This is a genomic window from Geodermatophilus sp. URMC 60 (genome assembly GCF_053502585.1).
In genome coordinates, this window is the sequence record NZ_CP199958.1 from 3839405 (window position 1) to 3859643 (window position 20239).

Annotated in this window: 12 protein-coding genes; 4 read left to right on the forward strand and 8 right to left on the reverse strand. The window is 74.6% G+C overall.

Features of this window, described 5'->3' with window-relative positions:
- Nucleotide 1 precedes the first annotated feature (1 nt).
- Nucleotides 2-1198 (forward strand): dipeptidase, encoded by a 1197-nt coding sequence (locus ACWIX3_RS18155; RefSeq protein WP_448608740.1) that lies wholly within the window; start codon nt 2-4, stop codon nt 1196-1198.
- Between the two features lie 543 nt (nt 1199-1741).
- Nucleotides 1742-2779 carry a uroporphyrinogen decarboxylase family protein gene (locus tag ACWIX3_RS18160; protein WP_448608741.1) on the forward strand — a complete coding sequence of 346 codons (1038 nt, stop codon included), beginning with the start codon at nt 1742-1744 and terminating at the stop codon, nt 2777-2779.
- A gap of 502 nt (nt 2780-3281) precedes the next feature.
- Here the strand turns inward: ACWIX3_RS18160 and serA are convergent.
- The 5 genes from serA to mscL form a co-directional block, all read right to left on the reverse strand.
- A complete protein-coding gene (gene serA / locus ACWIX3_RS18165; RefSeq protein WP_448608742.1) occupies nt 3282-4496 on the reverse strand; it encodes a phosphoglycerate dehydrogenase in 1215 nt (404 codons plus the stop codon).
- A gap of 92 nt (nt 4497-4588) precedes the next feature.
- Nucleotides 4589-5335, reverse strand: a complete 747-nt coding sequence (locus ACWIX3_RS18170; RefSeq protein WP_448608743.1) for an HpcH/HpaI aldolase family protein — start codon at nt 5333-5335, stop codon at nt 4589-4591.
- A gap of 207 nt (nt 5336-5542) precedes the next feature.
- Nucleotides 5543-6973: a carotenoid oxygenase family protein gene (locus ACWIX3_RS18175; RefSeq protein ID WP_448608744.1), complete on the reverse strand. Its 1431-nt coding sequence runs from the start codon at nt 6971-6973 to the stop codon at nt 5543-5545.
- Between the two features lie 218 nt (nt 6974-7191).
- Nucleotides 7192-8445: a vanadium-dependent haloperoxidase gene (locus ACWIX3_RS18180; protein ID WP_448608745.1), complete on the reverse strand. Its 1254-nt coding sequence runs from the start codon at nt 8443-8445 to the stop codon at nt 7192-7194.
- A gap of 208 nt (nt 8446-8653) precedes the next feature.
- On the reverse strand, nt 8654-9064 hold the full coding sequence (gene mscL, locus ACWIX3_RS18185) for a large conductance mechanosensitive channel protein MscL (RefSeq protein WP_448608746.1): 411 nt from the start codon (nt 9062-9064) through the stop codon (nt 8654-8656).
- 264 nt (nt 9065-9328) lie between these two features.
- On the opposite strand from mscL, the gene ACWIX3_RS18190 reads away from it, so the two are divergent.
- Together ACWIX3_RS18190 and ACWIX3_RS18195 are read left to right on the forward strand one after the other, a co-directional pair.
- Nucleotides 9329-9838, forward strand: coding sequence for a phosphohydrolase (locus tag ACWIX3_RS18190; protein ID WP_448608747.1), 510 nt, complete (start codon nt 9329-9331; stop codon nt 9836-9838).
- A gap of 194 nt (nt 9839-10032) precedes the next feature.
- Nucleotides 10033-11778 carry a PHA/PHB synthase family protein gene (locus tag ACWIX3_RS18195; RefSeq protein ID WP_448608748.1) on the forward strand — a complete coding sequence of 582 codons (1746 nt, stop codon included), beginning with the start codon at nt 10033-10035 and terminating at the stop codon, nt 11776-11778.
- On the opposite strand, the gene ACWIX3_RS18200 is transcribed toward ACWIX3_RS18195, so the two are convergent.
- From ACWIX3_RS18200 to ACWIX3_RS18210, 3 genes are all read right to left on the reverse strand, one after another.
- Nucleotides 11775-12632 carry an alpha/beta fold hydrolase gene (locus ACWIX3_RS18200; RefSeq protein ID WP_448608749.1) on the reverse strand — a complete coding sequence of 286 codons (858 nt, stop codon included), beginning with the start codon at nt 12630-12632 and terminating at the stop codon, nt 11775-11777. The genes ACWIX3_RS18195 and ACWIX3_RS18200 overlap by 4 nt on opposite strands.
- 68 nt (nt 12633-12700) lie before the next feature.
- Nucleotides 12701-14665 carry a 3-oxoacyl-ACP synthase III family protein gene (locus tag ACWIX3_RS18205; RefSeq protein ID WP_448608750.1) on the reverse strand — a complete coding sequence of 655 codons (1965 nt, stop codon included), beginning with the start codon at nt 14663-14665 and terminating at the stop codon, nt 12701-12703.
- A 21-nt stretch (nt 14666-14686) separates the two neighbouring features.
- Nucleotides 14687-20215: an ATP-binding protein gene (locus ACWIX3_RS18210; RefSeq protein WP_448608751.1), complete on the reverse strand. Its 5529-nt coding sequence runs from the start codon at nt 20213-20215 to the stop codon at nt 14687-14689.
- Nucleotides 20216-20239 lie beyond the last annotated feature (24 nt).

Sequence of the window (20239 nt, forward strand, 5' to 3'; positions counted from 1 at the left end):
GATGGGGAGTGGACCCGCCGCGGCACTGGCCACGGCACGCGACCTGGTGCGCCGCCACCCGCTGGTCGACGGCCACAACGACCTGGCGTGGAAGATCCGCGAGGAGTTCGGTTCGGACCTGCGCCGGGTGGATCTCACCGCTCCGGTGGCAGGCACGCACACCGACCTGCCGAGGCTGCGGCGTGGTGGGGTCGGCGCCCAGTTCTGGTCGGTCTACGTGCCCGGCACGCTGCAGGACGGGGCGGCGGTCACCGCGACCCTCGAGCAGATCGACCTCGTCCACCGGATGGTCGGCAGCCACCCGGCCGACCTGGAACTGGCGCTGAGCGCCGACGACGTCGAGAGCGCGTTCTCCCGCGGGAGGATCGCCTCGCTGCTGGGCGCCGAGGGCGGGCACTCCATCGCCGGTTCGCTGGGCGTCCTCCGGATGCTGCACCGGCTCGGCGTCCGGTACCTGACGCTTACGCACAACGTCAACGTCCCCTGGGCCGACTCGGCGACCGACGTCCCCGCCACCGGCGGGCTCAGCGCGTTCGGCCTCGAGGTGGTCCGGGAGATGAACCGGCTCGGCATGCTGGTCGACCTGTCGCACGTGGCCGACAGCACGGCCCGCGATGCGCTCCGGGTCTCGGAGGCGCCGGTCGTCTTCTCGCACTCGGGCGCCCGCGCGGTGTGCGACCACCCGCGCAACGTCCCCGACGACGTCCTCCGCGGCCTGGCCGCCGACGGAGGCGTGTGCATGGTGACGTTCGTGTCGGACTTCGTGTCGCCGCGGTGCCGCGCATGGACGCTCGGGCTGCGCGCCGACATGGAGCGCCGTGGGCTCGACCCGAGGGACGCCGGCACGCGGGCCGCGGCGGCGGCCGAGTACGCCGCCGGCCATCCCCGCCCGCGCGCGACGCTCGCCCAGGTCGCCGACCACGTCGAGCACGTGCGGCGGGTGGCCGGCGTGGACCACGTCGGCATCGGCGGGGACTACGACGGCGTCCAGGACCTGCCGGACGGGCTGGAGGACGTCGCCTGCTATCCCGCGCTGCTGGCGGAGCTCCTCGAGCGGGGGTGGAGCCAGGACGAGTGCGTCGGGCTGATCGGCGGGAACGTCCTGCGGGTGCTCCGTGTGGCCGAGGCCGTGGCGCGGTCCTCGTCCGCCCGGCGGGGTCCGTCCACGGCCGGCGTCGAGGGCCCCGCCGGCGCCTGACCGTGCCGGGCCGGCACCCGGGTGCGCCGGCGGGACAGCACCGCGGCCGGACGTCGCCCGGCGGCACGCGCAGGGGCTACGCCCGGGACGGAACCGTGCCGTCGGACAGCAGGTGCGTCCAGCTGCTGGCGAGGACCTCGAGGACCCGCACCCGTCGGTGACCCAGCGGCCGGAGGGGCTCCCCGAGGAGGTCGACGTCCTCGACGTCGGCTGCGGCCCGGCCGGGATGGTGCTCGCCGCACAGCTGGCTGCCTTCCCCGACATCCGGACGGCGATCGTCGACCGGCGGGACGGTCCGCTCGCCGTCGGCCAGGCCGATGGGTCGTCTGCCGGACCGTGGAGGTGTTCGAGGCATTCGGCCTGGCCGACCAACTGGTTGCCGAGGCCTGCTGGGTCAACCAGGTCTCCTTCTGGCGGCCGGACCCGAGCGACCGGATCCCCGGCCCCCCGGGGCGCGCGACGCAGGCGTGCGGCAGGATCAGCGACCGACCTGCGGCCGACGGATCCACGGCGGCTCGCCACACGTCCCGCCCGGAGGTACACGTGACGGACCGGCTCCCGCCGCTGCCCACCATGGTCGTCGGCAGCCTGCCGCAGCCCGACTGGCTGATCGACCGGGACCGGCTGGGTCACCAGTTCCCGCCGCGCGTCCGTGCCACGGAGCTGTGGCGCATCCCCGCCGAGTTCCTGCAGGAGGCGCAGGACGACGCCACCCTCGTCGCGATCCGCTCGCAGGAGGAGGCCGGGCTCGACGTCCTCACCGACGGGGAGATCCGCCGGGAGTCCTACTCCAACCACTTCGCCACGGCGCTCGACGGGCTCGACCTCGACCACCCCGGCACCGTGCGCAACCGGTCGGGCATCGACATCCCGGTCCCGCGGGTGACCGGGGAGATCCGGCGTCCGCAGCCGGTCCAGGTCGAGGACGTCCGCTTCCTCCGCGCGCACACCGCCCGCGCCGTCAAGATCACGGTGCCCGGCCCGTTCACGATGGCCCAGCAGGCCCGGAACGACCACTACCCGGACGACCGCGCCCTGGCGCTGGCCTACGCCGACGTCGTCCGAGAGGAGGTCGTCGACCTGTTCGCCGCCGGCGCCGACATCGTGCAGCTGGACGAGCCGTGGCTGCAGGCCCGCCCGGAGGTGGCTCGGAAGTACGGCGCCGAGGCACTGACCCGCGCTCTCGAGGGCGCCGCCGGACCGGTGCACGTGCACCTGTGCTTCGGCTACGCGGCCATGGTCGCCGAGCGCCCCGAGGGCTACTCCTTCCTGCCCGAGCTGGCCGACACCCCCGCGGACGCCATCTCGGTGGAGACGGCGCAGTCCCACCTGGACCCCACGTCCCTCCGGCCGTTGCGCGGCAAGGGCATCGCGCTGGGCGTCCTCGACCTCTCGACGCCCGAGGTGGAGACGCCGGAGGTCATCGCCGACCGGGTGCGGCGAGCCCTGGACCACGTCGACGTCGACAGGCTGATGCTCTCCAGCGACTGCGGCCTGAAGTACCTGCCCCGCGGCTCGGCCGCCGGGAAGATGCGCGCGCTCGCCGAGGCGGCGGCCCGGCTGCGGGGCGAACTTGGGTAGTCCGGCTCAGCTCCCGCAGGGGTGATGCAGGGACCGGACGCCTCCGGCACGGCCCGGCGTCGCGCACCGAACCGGGCCAGGCCCGGGATCGCTCCCCTGCGCCCGTGCACGCAGGACGGGGTTTCTCGACGTGGCCCGCGACCCGGAGGCGACGCCGTCCTCGCGCGAGCTGCCGCCCGTGCTCCGCGATCTCGCCTGGCCGAGCGTCGGGTGACCCGACCGCTCCCCACCGCGCAGGCGCTCGCCGAGCGGGGGTCCGTGGACGCCGCCTGGTCCGGAGCCGTCAAGGCCGCCATGGACCGGCTCGACGACGCGCAGCGCGCCTCCCTGGAAGCCGCGACCGGCGCACTCGAGACACTGGAGCGCGGCCCTGCGGATCTCAGCGGCCGTCCCGCGGCACCGGCCCCGGCGAGCAGCCGGTCCGCACGCTCCGGACCCGGGCTCCGGTCGCCGGCGGAGGTCGTCGGGAGGCGGAGGACGAGCAGCACCGTCCGCCGGCGGATCAGTCCGCCCGGCGCCCGAACGTCGTCAGGCGGACGCTCTCCGGGAGCGCCCCGAGCGCGGCCAGCAGGGTCGGGGGCAGGTCGTCGTTGACGTCGGTGACGGCGTAGCCGAGCTCCCCGCGGGTGGCCAGCACCTGACCGTCCACGTTCAGGCCGTGCTCGCCGACCACCGCGTCGACGCGCGCGAGCACACCGGGCACGTTGCGGTGCAGCAGCGCGAACCGGGCTGCGGACGAGCCGTGCAGGACCACGGTGGGCAGGTTGACGCTGAGCGTCGTCGTCCCGGTCGCGGTGTAGTCGGCGAGCTTGCCGGCGACGAAGCGCCCGATGTCGTGCTGCGCCTCCTGGGTCGACCCACCGACGTGCGGCGTGAGGATCACGTTGGGCAGGCCGCGCAGCACGGAGGTGAACGCATCGCCCTGCTCGCGCGGCTCGTCCGGGAAGACGTCGACCGCGGCGCCGGCGATGTGGCCGCTGAGGACGTGCTCGCGCAGCGCCTCGTGGTCCACCACGAACCCGCGGGAGAGGTTGAGGAAGAGGCTCCGCCGGCGCATCCGCTCGAACTGCTCGGCGCCGAACAGCCCCGCGTTCCCGGCCCGGCCGTCGACGTGCAGGGTCACCGTCTCGGCCTGCTCGAGCAGCTCCTCCAGGCTGCCGCAGGCCTCGGCGTTGCCCAGCGCGAGCTTGTCCTCGAGGTCGTAGAAGAGCACCCGCATGCCCAGGGCCTCGGCGACCACCGAGAGCTGGCTGCCGATGTTGCCGTAGCCGACGATGCCCAGGGTCCGCCCGCGGATCTCGTGACTGCCCGCCGCGGACTTGTCCCAGGTCCCGGCGTGCAGCGCACGGTCCCGGTCGACCAGCCGCCGGGCCAGGCAGATGATCTCCGCGATCGCCATCTCGACCACGCTGCGGGTGTTGGAGAACGGCGCGTTGAACACCGCGACCCCCGCCGCAGCGGCCGCGGGCAGGTCGATCTGGTTGGTCCCGATGCAGAAGGCGCCCACCGCCGCCAGGCCGGGGCGGTGGCGCAGGACCTCCGCGGTCACCTGCGTCTTCGACCGGATGCCGAGCAGGTCGACGCCGTCGAGGGCGGCGATCAGGTCGGCCTCGTCCAGCGCTCCCCGCAGCGACTCGACCTCGTAGCCGGCAGCGCCGAGCAGGTCGGCCGCCACCGGGTCGATGTTCTCCAGCAGCAGGGCTCTCGACACGTTCACGGACCTCCTCCACCGCGGGACCGCCGGTGGACCGCGTCGGGACGAGTATCCCGTCGCGGAGGGGAGGCGGTGGCGACCGGGGGGGCCGACGGTCACCCCGGGTCCGGCTCCGGATGGCCACGGGCGACGCCGAGGTGGTGCGCCACGGCCTCGCGGAGGGAGACGGTGTCGGCGGCGACCGTGACGATGGTCGCACCCTCGGCGGCGTAGCCGGCGGCCTCCTCACCGCCGTAGGCGTGGACGCCGACCGGCACGCCCGCGGCGCCCGCCCGGGCGACGATCGAGGAGAGCACGCCGCGCAACTCCTCCCGGCGCTCCGGACCGGTCAGCTCCAGTGACAGGGAGAGGTCGCCCGGACCGACGTACACGCCGTCCAGCCCATCGACGGCGAGGACCGCGTCGAGGTCGTCGAGCGCGGTCGCGGCCTCGACCATCACGATCACCAGGGGCTGGTCGGCCCCCCCGGAGAGCCGGCCGACCGACCGCCTCCCGGCAGGTGCGTACCGGCCGGCGGCGACGACCTCACGGGCATGGTCGGCGTCGCGCACGTTCGGCACGATGACACCCCGCGCGCCCAGGTCGAGCGGGCGGCCGACGTCGGCGAAGGCCGGGCTGCGGGTCCGGACGAGCGGCACCGAGCCCGCCGCGGTGATCGCCGCCGCGACACCCGGCAGTTCCGCCTCGGACATGGCGCCGTGCTGCAGGTCGACGACGACGAAGTCGGCTCCGGTCCGTGCCAGCAGCTCGCCGGTCACCGCCCCGGGCAGCTGGCTCCACAGGCCGTGGCACGGCTGCCCGTCGGACCACCGCCGTCGCAGGTCGACCTCGCTGACGGCCATCCCAGGACCTCCCATCCCCGCCGGCTCCGTCCGGGGCGGCGTCGTCGGCCACCGCCCCGGGACCCCGCCGGGACGATCCTGCTCGGTGCCGCCCGCGCACGCGACCGAGAGCTGCCGGACCGGCGGCCGGTGTCCGCTGCCACACCGGCGGTGCTCGTCGGCGACATCCCGGTGGGGCCCACGCCGGCCCGATCCCGGGGCGGCGGCTCAGCGGTCGGGGATCCAGCTGCCGTGGAAGCCGAGCGGGACCCGGGCCGGCAGGTGGACGCGGGCGACGGGGTCCCCGGCGAAGTCCTGGGCCGCGAGGACCACCAGGTCGGCGGCTCCCCGGTCGGGATCGTGCACGAAGGCCAGGACGTAGCCGTCGTCCTCGGCCGCGTCGGGTGCCGACGGGGCGAACACGGCCTCACCCACGGTGGCGTCGCGGCCGAACCGGTGCACCTCGACCCGGCCCGTGGCCAGGTCGTGCTTGAGCAGCTCGTCGGCGAACGCGCCGTCGGCGAAAGTGCCGTCCACCTGCACGGTGGCCCGGCCGACCTCCCCGGTCACCGCGCTGTAGCCGTAGCGGTGCGGCCGCGAGACGACCCTCTCGTCGGTGCGCGGGAACTCCTGCGGGCGGTCGTCGAGACGCTGCTGGCCGACCCGGCCCGCGATGGGGTCGATGGTCCAGCGGTCCAGCGTCAAGGGGCCCCGCCCGGACAGCGCGGACAGGTCGTAGGAGCCCTCGTAGCGGCAGAGGTCGACGACGACGCGGTCGCCGTCGTCGTACGCGTTGAGGGTGTGGAAGACCCAGCAGGGGTCCACCTCGAACCAGCGGACCTCGCGGGCGGTGCCCCCCCGGGGCAGCAGCCCGACCCGGGCCTGGTGCGCGGGGTTCCACCCGTAGGGCAGCGACGAGCCGGCGGCCGCGGCGGCCATGCTGAAGGTCACGGGGAGGTCGAACAGGACGACGTAGCGCTCGGTCAGGGCGAAGTCGTGCATCATCGGCCCGTCCGCGACCGGGACGTCGGTGGTGCCGCTGACCCGCCCGTCGGGGCCGATGACGACGTGCTGCACGTGGTCCCATCCCCAGAAGTAGGCGACGGCGTGCAGCTCCCCGGTCAGCCGGTCGAGCTTGGTGTGCGCGGCGTAGCCACCCGGCAGCGTGCCGCCGAAGTCGCACGGACCGACGGTGTCGAGGTCGTCGGTGAGCTCGTAGGGCAGCGCGCCGGCCTCGACGGTGGCGAGGGTGCGCCCGGCGTGGGCGACGACGTGGGTGTTCGCGGCGAAGTCCATGCCGGAGTGCACCGGCCCCCCGGGCCACCGCTCCCCCAGCGCCTCCGCCACCTCCCGCGACCGCACCCAGCGGTTGCGGTACCACTCGGCCTGGCCGTCCCGCAGCCGGACCCCGTGCACCATGCCGGGACCGAGGAACCAGTGCTGGACCGGGTCGTCGAGACCCAGGGGGTTGGGTCCGTTGCGCAGGTACCGCCCGTCCAGCTCCGCGGGCAGCGAGCCGGTCACCGGCAGGTCGACGACCGTGAGCTCCTCGGTGACCGGGGCGAAGGGCCCCTCCAGGAACCTGCTGCGGTCGAGCATCGGGTGGTCGGGCATCCGGTGGTCGGGCATCGGGTGGTCGGGCATCGGGTGGTCGGGCATCGTGGTCTCCCCGGCGGTCGGCGGCCTGGACCCCGTGTCCTCGCCCCGCACCCGGGAGTGTGGCCCTCAGGCGCCGCGCAGGAAAGCCGCCTCCGGCGGCTCGGGACGTCCGGACCGTGGCACCGGCCCTGCTTCGAGGACGGCCCCGGTCGAGACCGATGCCGATCGGGACCGGTCTCGACGGCGGGCCTCCCCGAGACGCGCTGACCGCGCCCGCCTCAGCGGTCCGCCGGCCGGAACGCGCGGTCGACCACGGCCTCGGCGACCCCGGTGCCGATCTCCCGGGCGTCGTCCATCGCGTCCCGGAAGTGGAACCCCACCCAGATCCGCGCGTTCGCGACGTCGTCCAGCCAGGCCTCCGCGTCGTCGTAGACCCGGGTGGTGTCCGTGACGGTGCTGCGGATCGCCATGTCCAGCTGCCCGGGACCGAACAGCTCCTCCAGCGTCCCGGCGACGGCCGAGCTGACGCAGCCGTGACCGCTGGGGTTGTCCGGGTACGGCGGGGCCGCCCGGAGCGACGTCCACGCCGGGTCGGCCGTGGTCGCGTCGTTGCCGTCCCGGTCCGCCTGCTGGATCGCGGTGACCGGGCGCCAGAAGGCGGTGTCGTACTTGACCCGCCAGCAGGTGATCTGCGTGTCGGCTCCGGCGGTGTTGACGGCGGCGAACACCCGCGCCGTGCCCCTGATGTCCACGGGGTGGCGGGCCGCCCGCTCCCGTAGCGCGTCCTGGTACTGCCGGACCGGGTTGTCGCTCCAGAAGAGCGCGAGGTCGGTCTGCTCCGCCGTCCGGACGGTGCTCGTCGCGGACCCCATAGCCGCCACCTCGGCGAAGTCCGCGGCGTACTCCGCGCTGTCCAGGGCGTCGGGCCCGTCCGTGGCGAACTCCTCCGGCGACTCGACGACGAGCGGCTCGGTGAAGCCCAGCCACGGGGCCTGCATCTCCCCACTGCCGGTGGGCACCCACATCCCGGGGGGCGGCTCGGCCGGCCGGTCGAGGGTGATCGGCGCGTCCCGCCCGTCGTCGACGCGGGTGGCGACGAGGGCCGCGGCGGTGTCCTGACCGACCTGCAGGCCGTGCCGCCGCTCCGCGGTGTCCGGGACGGTGCCGAGCCAGGCGGCGAGGTCGGCGTCCAGGGCGGCCCGGGACGCCGGGAACCAGTGGACGAGGACGTCGTGCGCCGCGGTCGCCGCGGCCACGTCGGAGGCGGTGGGGACGTCGGCCTCCTCGGCGGTGACGACCGCGTCGTACACGGCCGTCGACACCAGGCCGAGGTACAGCTGCGCCACGGGCGGCGGCTTCTCGCCCTCGACGCCGATGGTGCGCCAGGCGAGGGCGTTCCAGCTGAGCACCACCCCGGGATCACCTCGCGGGGACGCCGGCTCGTCCCCGGCCGCCGCGGTCGGCGTCCCGGCGAGGAGGAGCAGCGCGGCGGCCACGATCGCCTGGCGTCGCGCGGTGCGGGTCCTGGTCATGGCGTGCCTCCTGGCCCCGGCCCCTCCCGCCGTCCGGGACCGGGCCGGACAGTGTCCGCGGGTGCCCGACGTGCCGCCGTCGCCCGCCACCCGTGGTCCACCTCCCCGGGCGGTGGCGGTCGTGGGCGCCTGGCCGGACGCTATTCCGGCGGGGGTGCCGTGGACAGGGTCCCACGCCCCCGCCCGCGACGTCCTCGGCGGGGGGCGGTCAGGAGACGATCGGGTCGACGTCCCGCGTGCAGAACATGCAGACCGCGGCGTCCACCGGGATGAAACTCTTGCAGTGGTCGCACTCCCTGCTGCCCTGCGCGCCGGCGGTCTCCCGGCCGGTGGCACGCCGGATGGCCTGGACGATCAGCATGATCGTGAGGGCCAGCAGCAGGAACGAGACCAGCGCCGTCAGGAACGCCCCGTAGCGGATCTGGCCGCCGTTCACCGTCAGCACGAGCGCGTCGAAGTTCGGTTCCCCGAAGATCGCCGCGACGAGCGGCAGGATCACGTCGCCCACCAGCGACTCGACCACCGTCGCGAACGCCGCCCCGATCGCCAGGCCCACGGCCAGGTCGATCAGGCTGCCGGAGAACGCGAAGTTCCGGAAATTGGTGAGCAGTGTGCGCACGTGTCCTCCTGCCGACGCGGGAGCCGGAGCCCAGGGATGAGGGGCCGGACGGCCCACGTCCCCACGTTCCCACCGCGCGCGGCGCTACCCGCGCAGGGGCGCCCGAGTGGTCGCACCGGGACGCCGGACGGTCCGACGGCAGCCGGCTCGCGTCCGCGCACCTCACGGCTGCGGCGGGTGACAGCGAGGCGGCGGCCCGCTCCCTGCACCCGACACCGGCGCGCGGGCGGGGTCCGCCCACCACGCAGCGCCTAGCCTCGGAGCGTGGGGTTCACCGTTCCCGACGCGCACCTGCTCGCGCTGCGCGCGCACGAGGGCCAGGTCGACAAGCAGGGCCGCGACTACTACCTCGCGCACCTGCGGCCGATCGCCGAGTCGCTGCGCCCCCACGGCCCTCACGCGGAGATGGCCGGCGCGCTGCACGACATCGTCGAGGACACCCGCGACCACCCCGACCCCGCTCGCCGTTACGACCTCGACCGGCTCCGCGGCCTCGGCGTCCCGGAGGTCGTGGTCGAGGCGGTCGACGCGGTCACCCGTCGGCCCGGCGAGCCCTACATCGCCGGTCTGATCCGCCGGGCCGCGGCCCACCCGCTCGGCCGCCTGGTCAAGCTGGCCGACAACGCGCACAACCTCGCCTCCAACGCCGAGCTGGCGCAGGTCGACCCCGAGAAGGCCCGCAGCCTCCGCGAGGGCCGCTACCGCCCGGCCCGCCGGATCCTGCTCGCCGCCGAGGCCGCCGACTCCCGCTGCGGCCGCCGCGTCCTCGTCTGACGCCGGCTCGTCCGACGCTGGGCGGTGGACGAGGCACCCCTGCAGGCGCTGACCTCCCGGGGCCCGTGGGCCAGGCCCCGGCCCGGGTGCGGGCCGCCCGGACGCTCCGAGTCGAATGCCCGCAGAGGTACCCGGCACCGGGGATCGAGCGCTACGGTCGGGTCACGTGTGATGCAGCTCACAACGGAGGTACCGTGACGACGACCCCGTCCCGCCCGCGCACGTCCGGCCGGCCCCGGCCCACCGCGACCGCCGACCGGCCCGCTCCGGAGGAGGCCGGTGCGCCGGCTGCGGTGGAGGGTGGCGAGCCCGTCGGCATCCCGTCCCCGCGAGGCATGGTCCGGGGGCTGGTCTCGACCTTCACCCAGCCCGGGCCGATGGCGCGCGAGGCCGTCCGGCTCGGGCGGGACACCGTGCGCATCCTCCGGGGCACCGACGAGATCGCCCCCTCGCCGAAGGACAAGCGGTTCGCCGACCCGGCCTGGTCGTCACACCCCGGGTACCGGCGTCTCGCCCAGTCCTACGTCGCGGCGACGGCGTCCCTGGACCGTCTGGTCGGTGACTTCGAGGCCGGCAGCTCCGACTGGCGCGAGGTCGAGCAGGTGCGCTTCGTCCTGAACGCGCTCACCAGCGCCATGGCGCCCACCAACACCCTGGTCGGCAACCCGGCCGCGCTCAAGCGGGCGTTCGACACCGCCGGGGTCAGCACCGTCCGCGGGCTGCGCAACATGCTCCACGACCTCGTGCGCAACGGCGGGCTGCCCCGCCAGGTGGACCGCAGCGCCTTCACCGTGGGCGAGGACCTCGGCATCACCCCGGGAGCCGTCGTCCACCGGGACGAGGTCGTCGAGGTCATCCAGTACACCCCGTCGACGCCGCGCGTCCGGCAACGGCCCCTGGTCATCGTGCCGCCGCCCATCGGACGCTTCTACTTCCTGGACCTGCGGCCGGGACGCAGCCTCGTCGAGTACGCGGTCAGCCGGGGCCTGCAGGTGTTCATGATCAGCTGGCGCAACCCGACCCGGGAGCAGTCCGAGTGGGGCCTCGACGAGTACGCGCAGGGCGTCGTCACCGCCGTCGACGTCGCTCGCGAGGTCACCGGCTCCGACGACGTCACCACCCTCGGCCTCTGCGCCGGTGGCCAGGTGATGACGACGGCGCTCAACCACCTGGCCGCGAACGGCGACGACCGGGTGCACGCCGCCGGCTACGCGGTGACCCTCCTCGACTTCTCGAACCGGGCTCCGCTCGGCGCCTTCTCCGGCCCCCGCCTGCTGGAGGTCGCCCGGCGCAACTCGCGCCGACGGGGCGTCATCTCGGCCCGCCAGATGGGCTCGATGTTCACGTGGATGCGCCCCGACGACCTGATCTTCAACTACCTGGTCTCCCAGTGGCTGATGGGCGAGGACCCGCCCGCGTTCGACATCCTCGCGTGGAACGCGGACGGGACGAACCTGCCCGCCCGGCTGCACGAGCAGTTCCTCGACATCTTCGGGAACAACGCACTGGTCAAGCCGGGAGCGCTGCGGGTGCTGGGGACGCCGGTCCACCTGAGCCGGATCACGCTCCCCACGTTCGTCACCGGCGCGCTCACCGACCACATCACCCCGTGGGACGGCTGCTACCGGACCACCCAGCTGCTCTCCGGGCCGAGCACCTTCGTGCTCAGCCACAGCGGCCACATCCAGAGCCTGGTCAACCCGCCCGGCAACCCGAGGGCCAGGTACTGGACCGGCGGGGAGCCCGGGCCCGACCCGCACGCCTGGCGCGCGGCGGCCGAGGAGCACACCGGCAGCTGGTGGGAGCCCTGGGCGGAGTGGGAGCTCGAGCGCTCCGGCGACGAGGTGCCGGCCCCGGAGACGCTGGGCAGCGCGGCCCACCCGCCCCTGGAACCGGCACCCGGCTCCTACGTCCGGGACCGCGTCCCGACCCCGGCCTAGCGGCGGCCGGCCTCCCGGGCCACCAGCGCCCGCAGCTCCTCGACCATCACCTCGGGGTACTGCAGCGGCACGAAGTGGGTGCCGGCGAGGGTGCGCAACCGGGCGCCGGGCACCGTCCGGGCTGCCGCCCGGACGTCGGCGGTGTCGACCAGGGTGTCGTACCGGCCGGCCACGAACGTGACCGGGCAGCTGACGGGTGCGACGTCCAGGGGCGCGTGCTCCGCGACCGCCAGGGCCAGGTGCCGGTACCAGCGCCAGTCGTGCCGCGAGAACTCCTGCAGCACCGCGTACAGCGCGGCCGGGTGGGTGGCCTCGCGCGCCGGGCCGCTGATACCCGCCGGCGTCAGCAACTCGTGCCACGGCGGCAGGCTGGCCACGAGCACCGGCAGCAGGGGGCCCACGACCGGCAGCAGCCGGCTGCTCAGCCGGCCGGCCGGGGCCCGCAGCCGCCGCGGCACGCCGAAGGGGGCGTACATCGCGGAGAAGCTGCCGCCGGGCACGCCGGCGACGGCGAGGAGCGACCGGACGCGGGCGGGCTGCTCGAGCGCGAGCTCGAACGCCACGTTGACCCCCAGGGACCAGCCGACGACCGTCGCCGACGGCAGGTCGAACGCGTCGAGGACGGCGCGGGCGTCGTCGGCGTGGTCCTCGACCCGGACCCGGCCGCGGTCGGCCGGCCGCTCGGAGCCGGCCAGGCCGCGGTGGGCCCAGGTGACCACCCGGAAGCCGCTGTCCCGCCCGACGATGCCCGGCCAGGCCGCGGCCGGCGCGCCCAGGCCGTTGCACAGCAGGACCGGGATGCCGTCCCCGTCGTTGGTCCAGGCGCGCAGCCGCGTCCCGTCCGCGCCGCGCACCGTCCTGTGGCCTCCCTGCGGGGTCCCGCCGTGAGCTCGCGAGTGGCGGGGGGCAGGGAGGTCCTCCATCAGGTGAAGGCCTCCCGCATCCCCTCCGAGGCCGACTCGGACTGCGTCTCGTCGGCCGGCGCCGGGGCGGGCATCTCGCCGTGCTCGTGCGGTGCGGACGACGACTGGACGGCGACCACCGCCGGGTCGACCCGCATGACGGCGTACCCGGCCACCGCACCTGCACCGAAGCCCGGCGCGAAGACCCGCACCGGCTCGCTGATCACGCCGTCGCGCACCGCGTCGTGGATGGCCAGCGGGATGCTGGCCGACGACGTGTTGCCGACCTTCTCGATGTTGAAGTAGAGCTGGTCGGCGGTCAGCCCGGCCCGCTCGGCGAGCTGGATCACCATGGTCTTGTTCGCCTGGTGCGGAACGATCAGGTCGATCGCGTCCATCAGCGACCCGTCCCGGCCCTCCGGCGCCGGCAGCTGGCCCAGCTCGTCGATCATCTGGCTGAGATAGCGGCCGGCCAGCGCCTTCACCTGCGGGCCGAACACCGTGATGTTGTTGTCGAACTCGGGGTTGGGCCAGAGGATCGAGTTCACCTCGCTGGCCGGGCCGCTGGCGTAGGTCTTCATGTAGTCGATGTCGCCGTCGGCGCCCTCGCCGGCCGGGCCGACGACGAGCGCCGCGGCACCGTCCCCGAAGATCATCCGCGAGGTGCGGACGTTGCCGATCTTGTCGGAGAACTTCTCGACGCAGACGACCAGGACCGGCCGCTCGACCTCCTGCAGCATCCGCACGGCGTCGGCGACGCCGTAGGGCATGCCGGCACAGGCGGCGATGATGTCGTAGGCCGCGTAGACCTGGTGCATCCCGAGCTGGCCGCACAGGTACGTGGCCAGCGAGGGGATGAGCCGGGAGCTGGTGCAGGTGCAGACCAGGACGCCGCCGATCTCCTCCGGCTGCCGCCCCGCCTTGTCCAGCGCCGCCTCGGCGGCCTGCAGGGCGAGGTCCTCCAGCGGCAGCGAGCTGTACTCGCGCTGCTCGATGCCGGTCTTGGACGCGATCTCGTCGGCGCTCATCGGCGACCAGTTGTAGGCCGTGTTGCGGATGAGGTCGTCGTTGCTGCACACCTGGTCGCCGTGCACCGCGGCCAGCGCCTCGATCCGCGGCTGCACCGAGAAGCGCTGCCGCACGTCGAGCTCGGGGTACGGCCGCACCGGCGGCCGGGACTCACGGGGTCCGGCGACGTGCCCGGCCTGGGTACCGGCGCGCAGCCGGCGCAGGAAGGCCCGCACCTCCTTGTCGCGCGGGTGGAAGGCGACCACGTAGTCGTCGTCCTTGAGGTCGCCGGCCGCGGTCAGCTCCATCTTCGACCGGTCCCACGGGTACTGGTTGTGCAGCACCATGGCCCAGCGGTGCAGCGCCTCGAGCTCGGGGACGTCCTCGGAGACGTCGAGGATGTCGGTGTAGTCGTAGACCGGGAAGTCCGGGTCGTAGTCCGGCAGCCGGAAGGTCAGCGCGTCCGGCTGCTCCAGGAATTCCGCGACGGTGGGCTTGACCGCCGGCAGCGTCGAGGCGTGGTGCTTCCGGTGGCCGTAGACGTCGAACAGGATGTCGAAGATGCGGTCCTCGCAGCCCTCGTTCCACCGCGACGGCAGCTGCGGGTAGGCCTGCTCCACCGCGGCGATCTTCGTCTCGCCGTCCTCCCAGGGCTCGAGGATCGGCAGGAACACGTCGGGGCGCGACCGGGGGACGTCGGCCCAGCGGGTGGGCCGCTTGTCGTACATGGTGATCGAGAAACGGTTGGCCCAGAAGAGGTTCAGGGCGAGGTCCCGCATCAGGTCGTAGCGGGTGGCGTAGGCCCCGGTCCGCACCCGCTCGAGGATCTCGGTGCCGCTCGGGGCCTTGGTCTCGAAGTCCCGGCGGATCACGCTGTCGAGCTGCTCGAGCGTCTCCAGGGTGGAGAAGTCCAGCTCGGGCATGATGTTCGAGGGGAACACCATGCGGCCGTGCTGGTTCAGGACGAAGGCGTTCACGAGAGTCCTCTCTGTGTTCGGTCAGGACGTGGCGGCCCGCTCCATCCCGCGCTCGACAGCGGCGATGAGGCGGGGCCGAAGCTCGGCGGCGGGGATGATGGCGTGCACCGAGCCCGTCCGGCGGGCGCGCTCGATGTCGTGCACGGCCTCGAACTCGGCGGCCACCTCACCGAGCTTCTCCGAGCGGACGGCGCTGCGGAGGGTCGCCAGCTGCGACCGGAGGTGGGCCTGCTCGACGGCGTCGGCCGCGGCGATGGCGTTCTCCAGCTCGCGCACCCTCGGGTCGGCGGCGGTGCGCTTGTCGACCTCTCGGGAGAACACCACCGCCGCGGCGGGCGCACCGCCGATCACCGAGGCGTAGGAGCCCTCGACGGCGAGGACCTCCATGTTGTCGTTGAGGACGCCGGAGAAGACGACGAAGGCGCCGCCGTGGTAGCGGGAGACCACGCAGAAGACGATCGGTCCGTCGAAGTTGGTGATCGCCCGGCCGATCTCCGCGCCGTACTCGAGCTGGATGTTGCGCAACGACTCCGGCGACCCGTCGAAGCCGGAGAGGTTGGCCAGGACCACGAGCGGCCGGTTGCCGCTGGCCGCGTTGATCGCGCGGGCGGTCTTCTTCGACGAGCGCGGGAACAGCGTCCCCGCCGTCCACTGGTCGGGCCCGTCGGCCGGGTGGCTGCCGCGCCGCGGGATCGGCCGGGACTCCACCCCGAGGACGGTCACCGGGTACCCGCCGAGGTGGGCGTCGAGGACGACGGCGGTGTCGGCGTCGGCCATGCCGGCCCACCGCTCGAGGACCGGGTGGTCCTGGTCGGTGACCGCGCGCATGACGGTGCGGATGTCGAAGGCCTTCTTGCGCTCGGGGTTGGCCTCCGCCGAGAAGACGTCGCCGACGGTGGTGAACTCGCTGTCCGGGTGCGTGTGCGGGAAGGAGCGCACGTCCCGGTCGCGCGGGTCGGACGTCTCCGCCGCCCGCGGCCAGCGCTCCCCGGGCGCCCGGTAGGCGTGGTCGTAGTGCCGGAACAGCACGTCCAGCGCGGCGGCGAGGTCCGGCGCCCAGTACTGCGCCTGGCCGTTGGGCCCCATCACCCGGTCGTAGCCGCCGATGCCGAAGTTGTCCTCGGCCGACACCCCGCCGGAGTAGTCCAGGGAGTGCTTGCCGGTGAGCACCATGGCGCTGTCCGGTGTCATGACCAGGATGCCCTTGGTGTGCATCAGCATCGTGGCCTCGGCGTTCCAGTACGGCTGGGCGCCGACGTTGATCCCGGTGACGACGACGTTGATCTCGTGTCCAGCCTGGGTGAACTCGATGATCCGGCGCAGCGCCCGCGACACCCAGTCCATGTTCTCGGTGCCGCTGTCCATCGAGATGCGCGCGCCCGAGGACAGCGCGAACCACTCGACCGGGATGCCCCGCTCCTCGGCGAGGTCCAGGGCGGCCACGACCCGCGCGCACTCCGGCTCGGCGACCGTGCCCAGCGCCTTGGTCGGGTCGCCGAACAGGGCCACCCGCGTCATGCCCTCCGGGTAGCGCGGCGTCGGCGTGGTCACCAGGCCGACGACGATTCCGGCCTTGTTCTGCCCCGGCGGGCGCTCGACGGGCGTGAGCCGGCCGTCGGCGTCCAGGTCGTGCTCGACGAACGAGCCGTCCGGCCCGGCCAGCTGGGGGGCCAGCTCGTACGGGTAGGGCGCGCCGCGGGCCCGCGAGCTGAGCACCTTGGCGGTGTAGTCGTCGAGGACCTTGAGCGGCGCGGTCGGGCGGTCGGTGACCCGCATCTGGACCCCGGTGCCCGGGCGGGCGGAGAAGCGCAGGGCCACGTCGCGCGGCGGGCCGCTGTCCTCCTGCAGCCGCGCCAGCAGCACGATCTGGTCCAGGCCGGCGCCGTAGGTCAGGGGGGCGGCGGTGCGCGCGAACTCGGCCACCTCGGCCAGCGGCACCTCGATCGACGGCCAGGCGTACAGGTGGATGCGGTTGTTCTCCAGCGGCCGCCGGGACCGCCGCTGCGACTGCGCCCGCCGCAGGCCGTCCAGGCAGGACATGAGCTGCCGCTCGATCGTCGGGAACCCGACGACCCCGCCGTGCTCGTCGCGCACCGGGGTCAGGTCGCGGACCTCGGCCATGGCGATGAACCGCTCGTCGTTCGGGTTCTCCTTCGCCGTGATGTGCAGCAGGTAGGTGTCCTCGGGGGACGGCACGCGCTCGCCGTCGAACTCCTTGAGCCGCCAGATGTCCAGCCGCTGCGCGGTCAGCGGGTGCAGGCCGCGGATGACGCGCTCCTCGGCGAGCGCCGTGGCCGGGCCGCCCTCCCCTGTCGGGCTCTGTGCGCGGTCCGCCGTCCGCCGGAAGGTGACCGTCTCGACCTCGCCGTCCGGGGTGCAGACCGTGACGGTGACCCGGCGGCCGGTCCGCAGCGCCGGGACACCCTCGAGCTGCCCGCGCAGCCGCTCGGAGACCTCGTCGTCGTCCGCGGGTCGGTCGGGCCAGTTCACGTAGAGGTCGACGACCACCTGCGTCGGGTCGGCGACGTCGGCCAGCGCGCCCGCCACCGCCGCGAGCGCGTCCGGCAGCCGCGCCGCGTCGGTCATCAGCGCCAGCAGGTGCAGCCGGCTGCCGTGCAGGTCGAACTCCGCCGTGACGCAGGTGTCCCCGTCGAGCAGCGTCGAGCGCACGTCCTCCAGGTCCCGGCTGCGGTAGTAGCGGCGGGTGAGGACCTCGAGCACCGGGTCCGGGACGGAGGTCGGCCGGCCGAACCGCTGCGCCAGCAGCCGCACCAGCGGCTCGGGGCTGGCGACCAGCGCCTCCATGCGGCTGATCTCCTCCGCGGTGTCGCCGCGCCCACCGGCCTCGTCGAGCTCGTCGAGCAGCCGCGCGGCCCGGTCGAGGACCTCCTGCCGGGCCGCCCGGACGACCGGCTCCTCGAAGTGCCGGTAGCGGACGGCGCGGGCCAGGTCGCCGACCGCGGGGTAGCGCAGCTGGGTGGCGACGACCAGGCGGTCGAGCACCTCCCCCAGCTCCGTCCGCGCCGGCCCGTCGGGCAGCCGGTCGGCGGTCAGCCAGCGGTCCAGCAGGGCGGAGACGGCGGACAGCTGCTCGCCGACGCGCTGCTGGGCGAGGAAGACCCGGTGCACCGCCTCGGTCAGCGCCGCGCTGGGCTCGAGGTCCTCGACGCCGTAGTGGGCCAGCGCCCGCCGCAGCCGGGCGCGGAAGGCCTCCGGCAGCCCCTCCTGCTCCACGTCGAGGGAGTGCAGGTAGGCGTGGAAGTACTCCCGCGGGCTGTGGACCTGGGTGTCCTCCTCCTCCTCCGCGGTGGCCGGCCGGTTGCGGGAGAGCTCGGAGATGTCGGCGAAGGTGACCAGGACGTCGAGCTCCGCCGACAGCAGCTGCGCGTCGTCGACGGGGAGCTCGTCGCGGGCGGTGGCGTACTCGGCGACCAGCTGCTGGGCGTGCCTGCCGCTGACGTCGTAGCCGGTGACCAGCGCCCGCAGCGCGGCCAGCCGGGCCAGTGCGCGGGCCCGCGGGTCGCCGTCCGGCACCTCGTCGGCACCTGGCAGGGTCACCCGCTCGCCCTGGGCCTCCTCGACGTCACCGCCGACCCGGTCGAGGGCGAGCAGCGGGGCGCCGGCGTCGACCTGGCTGTTGACCGCGGCCCGCACCTCGCGGACCCGGCCGGCGAACGGCGCCCGCACCGCCGTCTCCATCTTCATGCTCTCGAGGACCGCGACCGGCTGGCCGGCCTCTACCTCGTCGCCCGGCGCGACCCGGACGGCGACGACCACGGCCGGCGCGGGAGCGCGGACCACCCCGCCGACGTCCCGGCTCACCCGGTGCGTCTCGCCGTCCACCTCGACCAGGGAGGACCCGGGCGCCTCGGCGGCGACCACGGAGTACCGCCGTCCGCCGGTGGTGAGCCGGCTCTCCAGGGGGCCGAGCCGGTCGACCTCGACGTCGACGACCCGGCCGTCGAGCCCGACCCGGTACCGGTCGCGGTCCACGGTGGCGACCGTCAGCCGGTACACCTGCCCGCGCATGCCGAGCTCGATGGTGCGGCCGACCTCGTGCGGCGCCCGCGGCCGGCCGCCGCGCGCCGAAGCCAGGAAGGCCAGCCGCTCCTGCTCGACCTCGGCCTCGGCCAGGTCGAGCGCCACCTGCACGAGCGCGACCCACGCGCTGCCGGCGGGGCGGGCGGGGGCCGTGCCGGTCCGGTCGAGCCACCCGGTGTCGGCGGTGCCCTCCACGACCTCCGGACGGTCGAGCAGGTCGAGCAGGAAGGACTTGGTCGTCGTCCCGCCGGCCAGCACGACGGTGGTCTCCCGCAGGGCGCAGCGCAGCCGGGCGAGGGCCTCGGGACGGTCCCGGCCCCAGGCGATGACCTTGGCGATCATCGAGTCGTACTGCGGCGGGACGACGTCGCCGGCGCTCAACCCGGTGTCCACGCGGATGCCGGGGCCGGTCGCCAGCCGCAGCAGCTCGACCCGACCGGGTGCGGGCGCGAAACCCTGCTCGGCGTCCTCGGCGGTGAGCCGGGCCTCGACGGCGTGCCCGTTGACCGGGGGCGGGTCGCCCTCGAGCCGACCGCCGGCGGCCACGTGCAGCTGCAGCTTGACCAGGTCCAGGCCGGTGGTCGCCTCGGTCACCGGGTGCTCGACCTGCAGCCGGGTGTTGACCTCGAGGAAGGTGGTGAGCTGCTCCTCGGGCTGGTACAGGAACTCGACGGTGCCTGCGCCGACGTAGCCCGCCGCGCGGACCAGCGCGACGGCGGACTCACGCAGGGCGGCGTCCTGCTCCGGGGTGAGCGCCGGCGAGCTGGACTCCTCGATGATCTTCTGGTTGCGCCGCTGCACCGAGCAGTCGCGCACGCCGGGGGCCCAGACGGTGCCGTGCTGGTCGGCGATGACCTGCACCTCGACGTGCCGGCCGCCCTCCACCAGCCGCTCCATGAACACGACCGGGTCGCCGAAGGTGCGCTGCGCCTCGGTCTGCGTGCGGGTCAGCGCGTCCTCGAGCTCGTCGGGCGAGCGGACGACGCGGATCCCGCGGCCCCCGCCGCCGCTGCGGGCCTTGACGATCAGCGGGTAGCCGATGACGTCGGCGTGCCGCCGGCCGTCGTCGAGCCCCTCGACCGGACCGTGGCTCCACGGCGCGACCGGGACACCCACCTTGTCGGCGAGCACCTTGGCCTCGATCTTGGCGCCGAGGAGCCGCATCGCCTCCGGCGACGGCCCGATGAAGGTCACGCCGAGGTCGGCGCACAGCTCGGCGAAGGCGGGGTCCTCGGCGACGAAGCCCCAGCCGACCCACGCCGCGTCGGCGCGGCTGGCACGCAGGGCCCGGCCCAGCTCCGCGTGGTCGAGGTAGGGCGACCCCGCGCCGGTGTCGGCCAGGAGCACCGCCTCGTCGGCCGCGCGCACGAAGGTCGCCCGCCGCTCGGCCTCGGTGTAGAAGGCGATGACGCGGGTCCGCGTGCCGTGTTCGGCGTCCAGCTCCCGCACCGCTCGGATGAGCCGCAGCGCTGGCTCCCCACGGTTGACGACGGCGATGCGGTCGAACACCGGAGCACCTCTCCCTGGTCGATG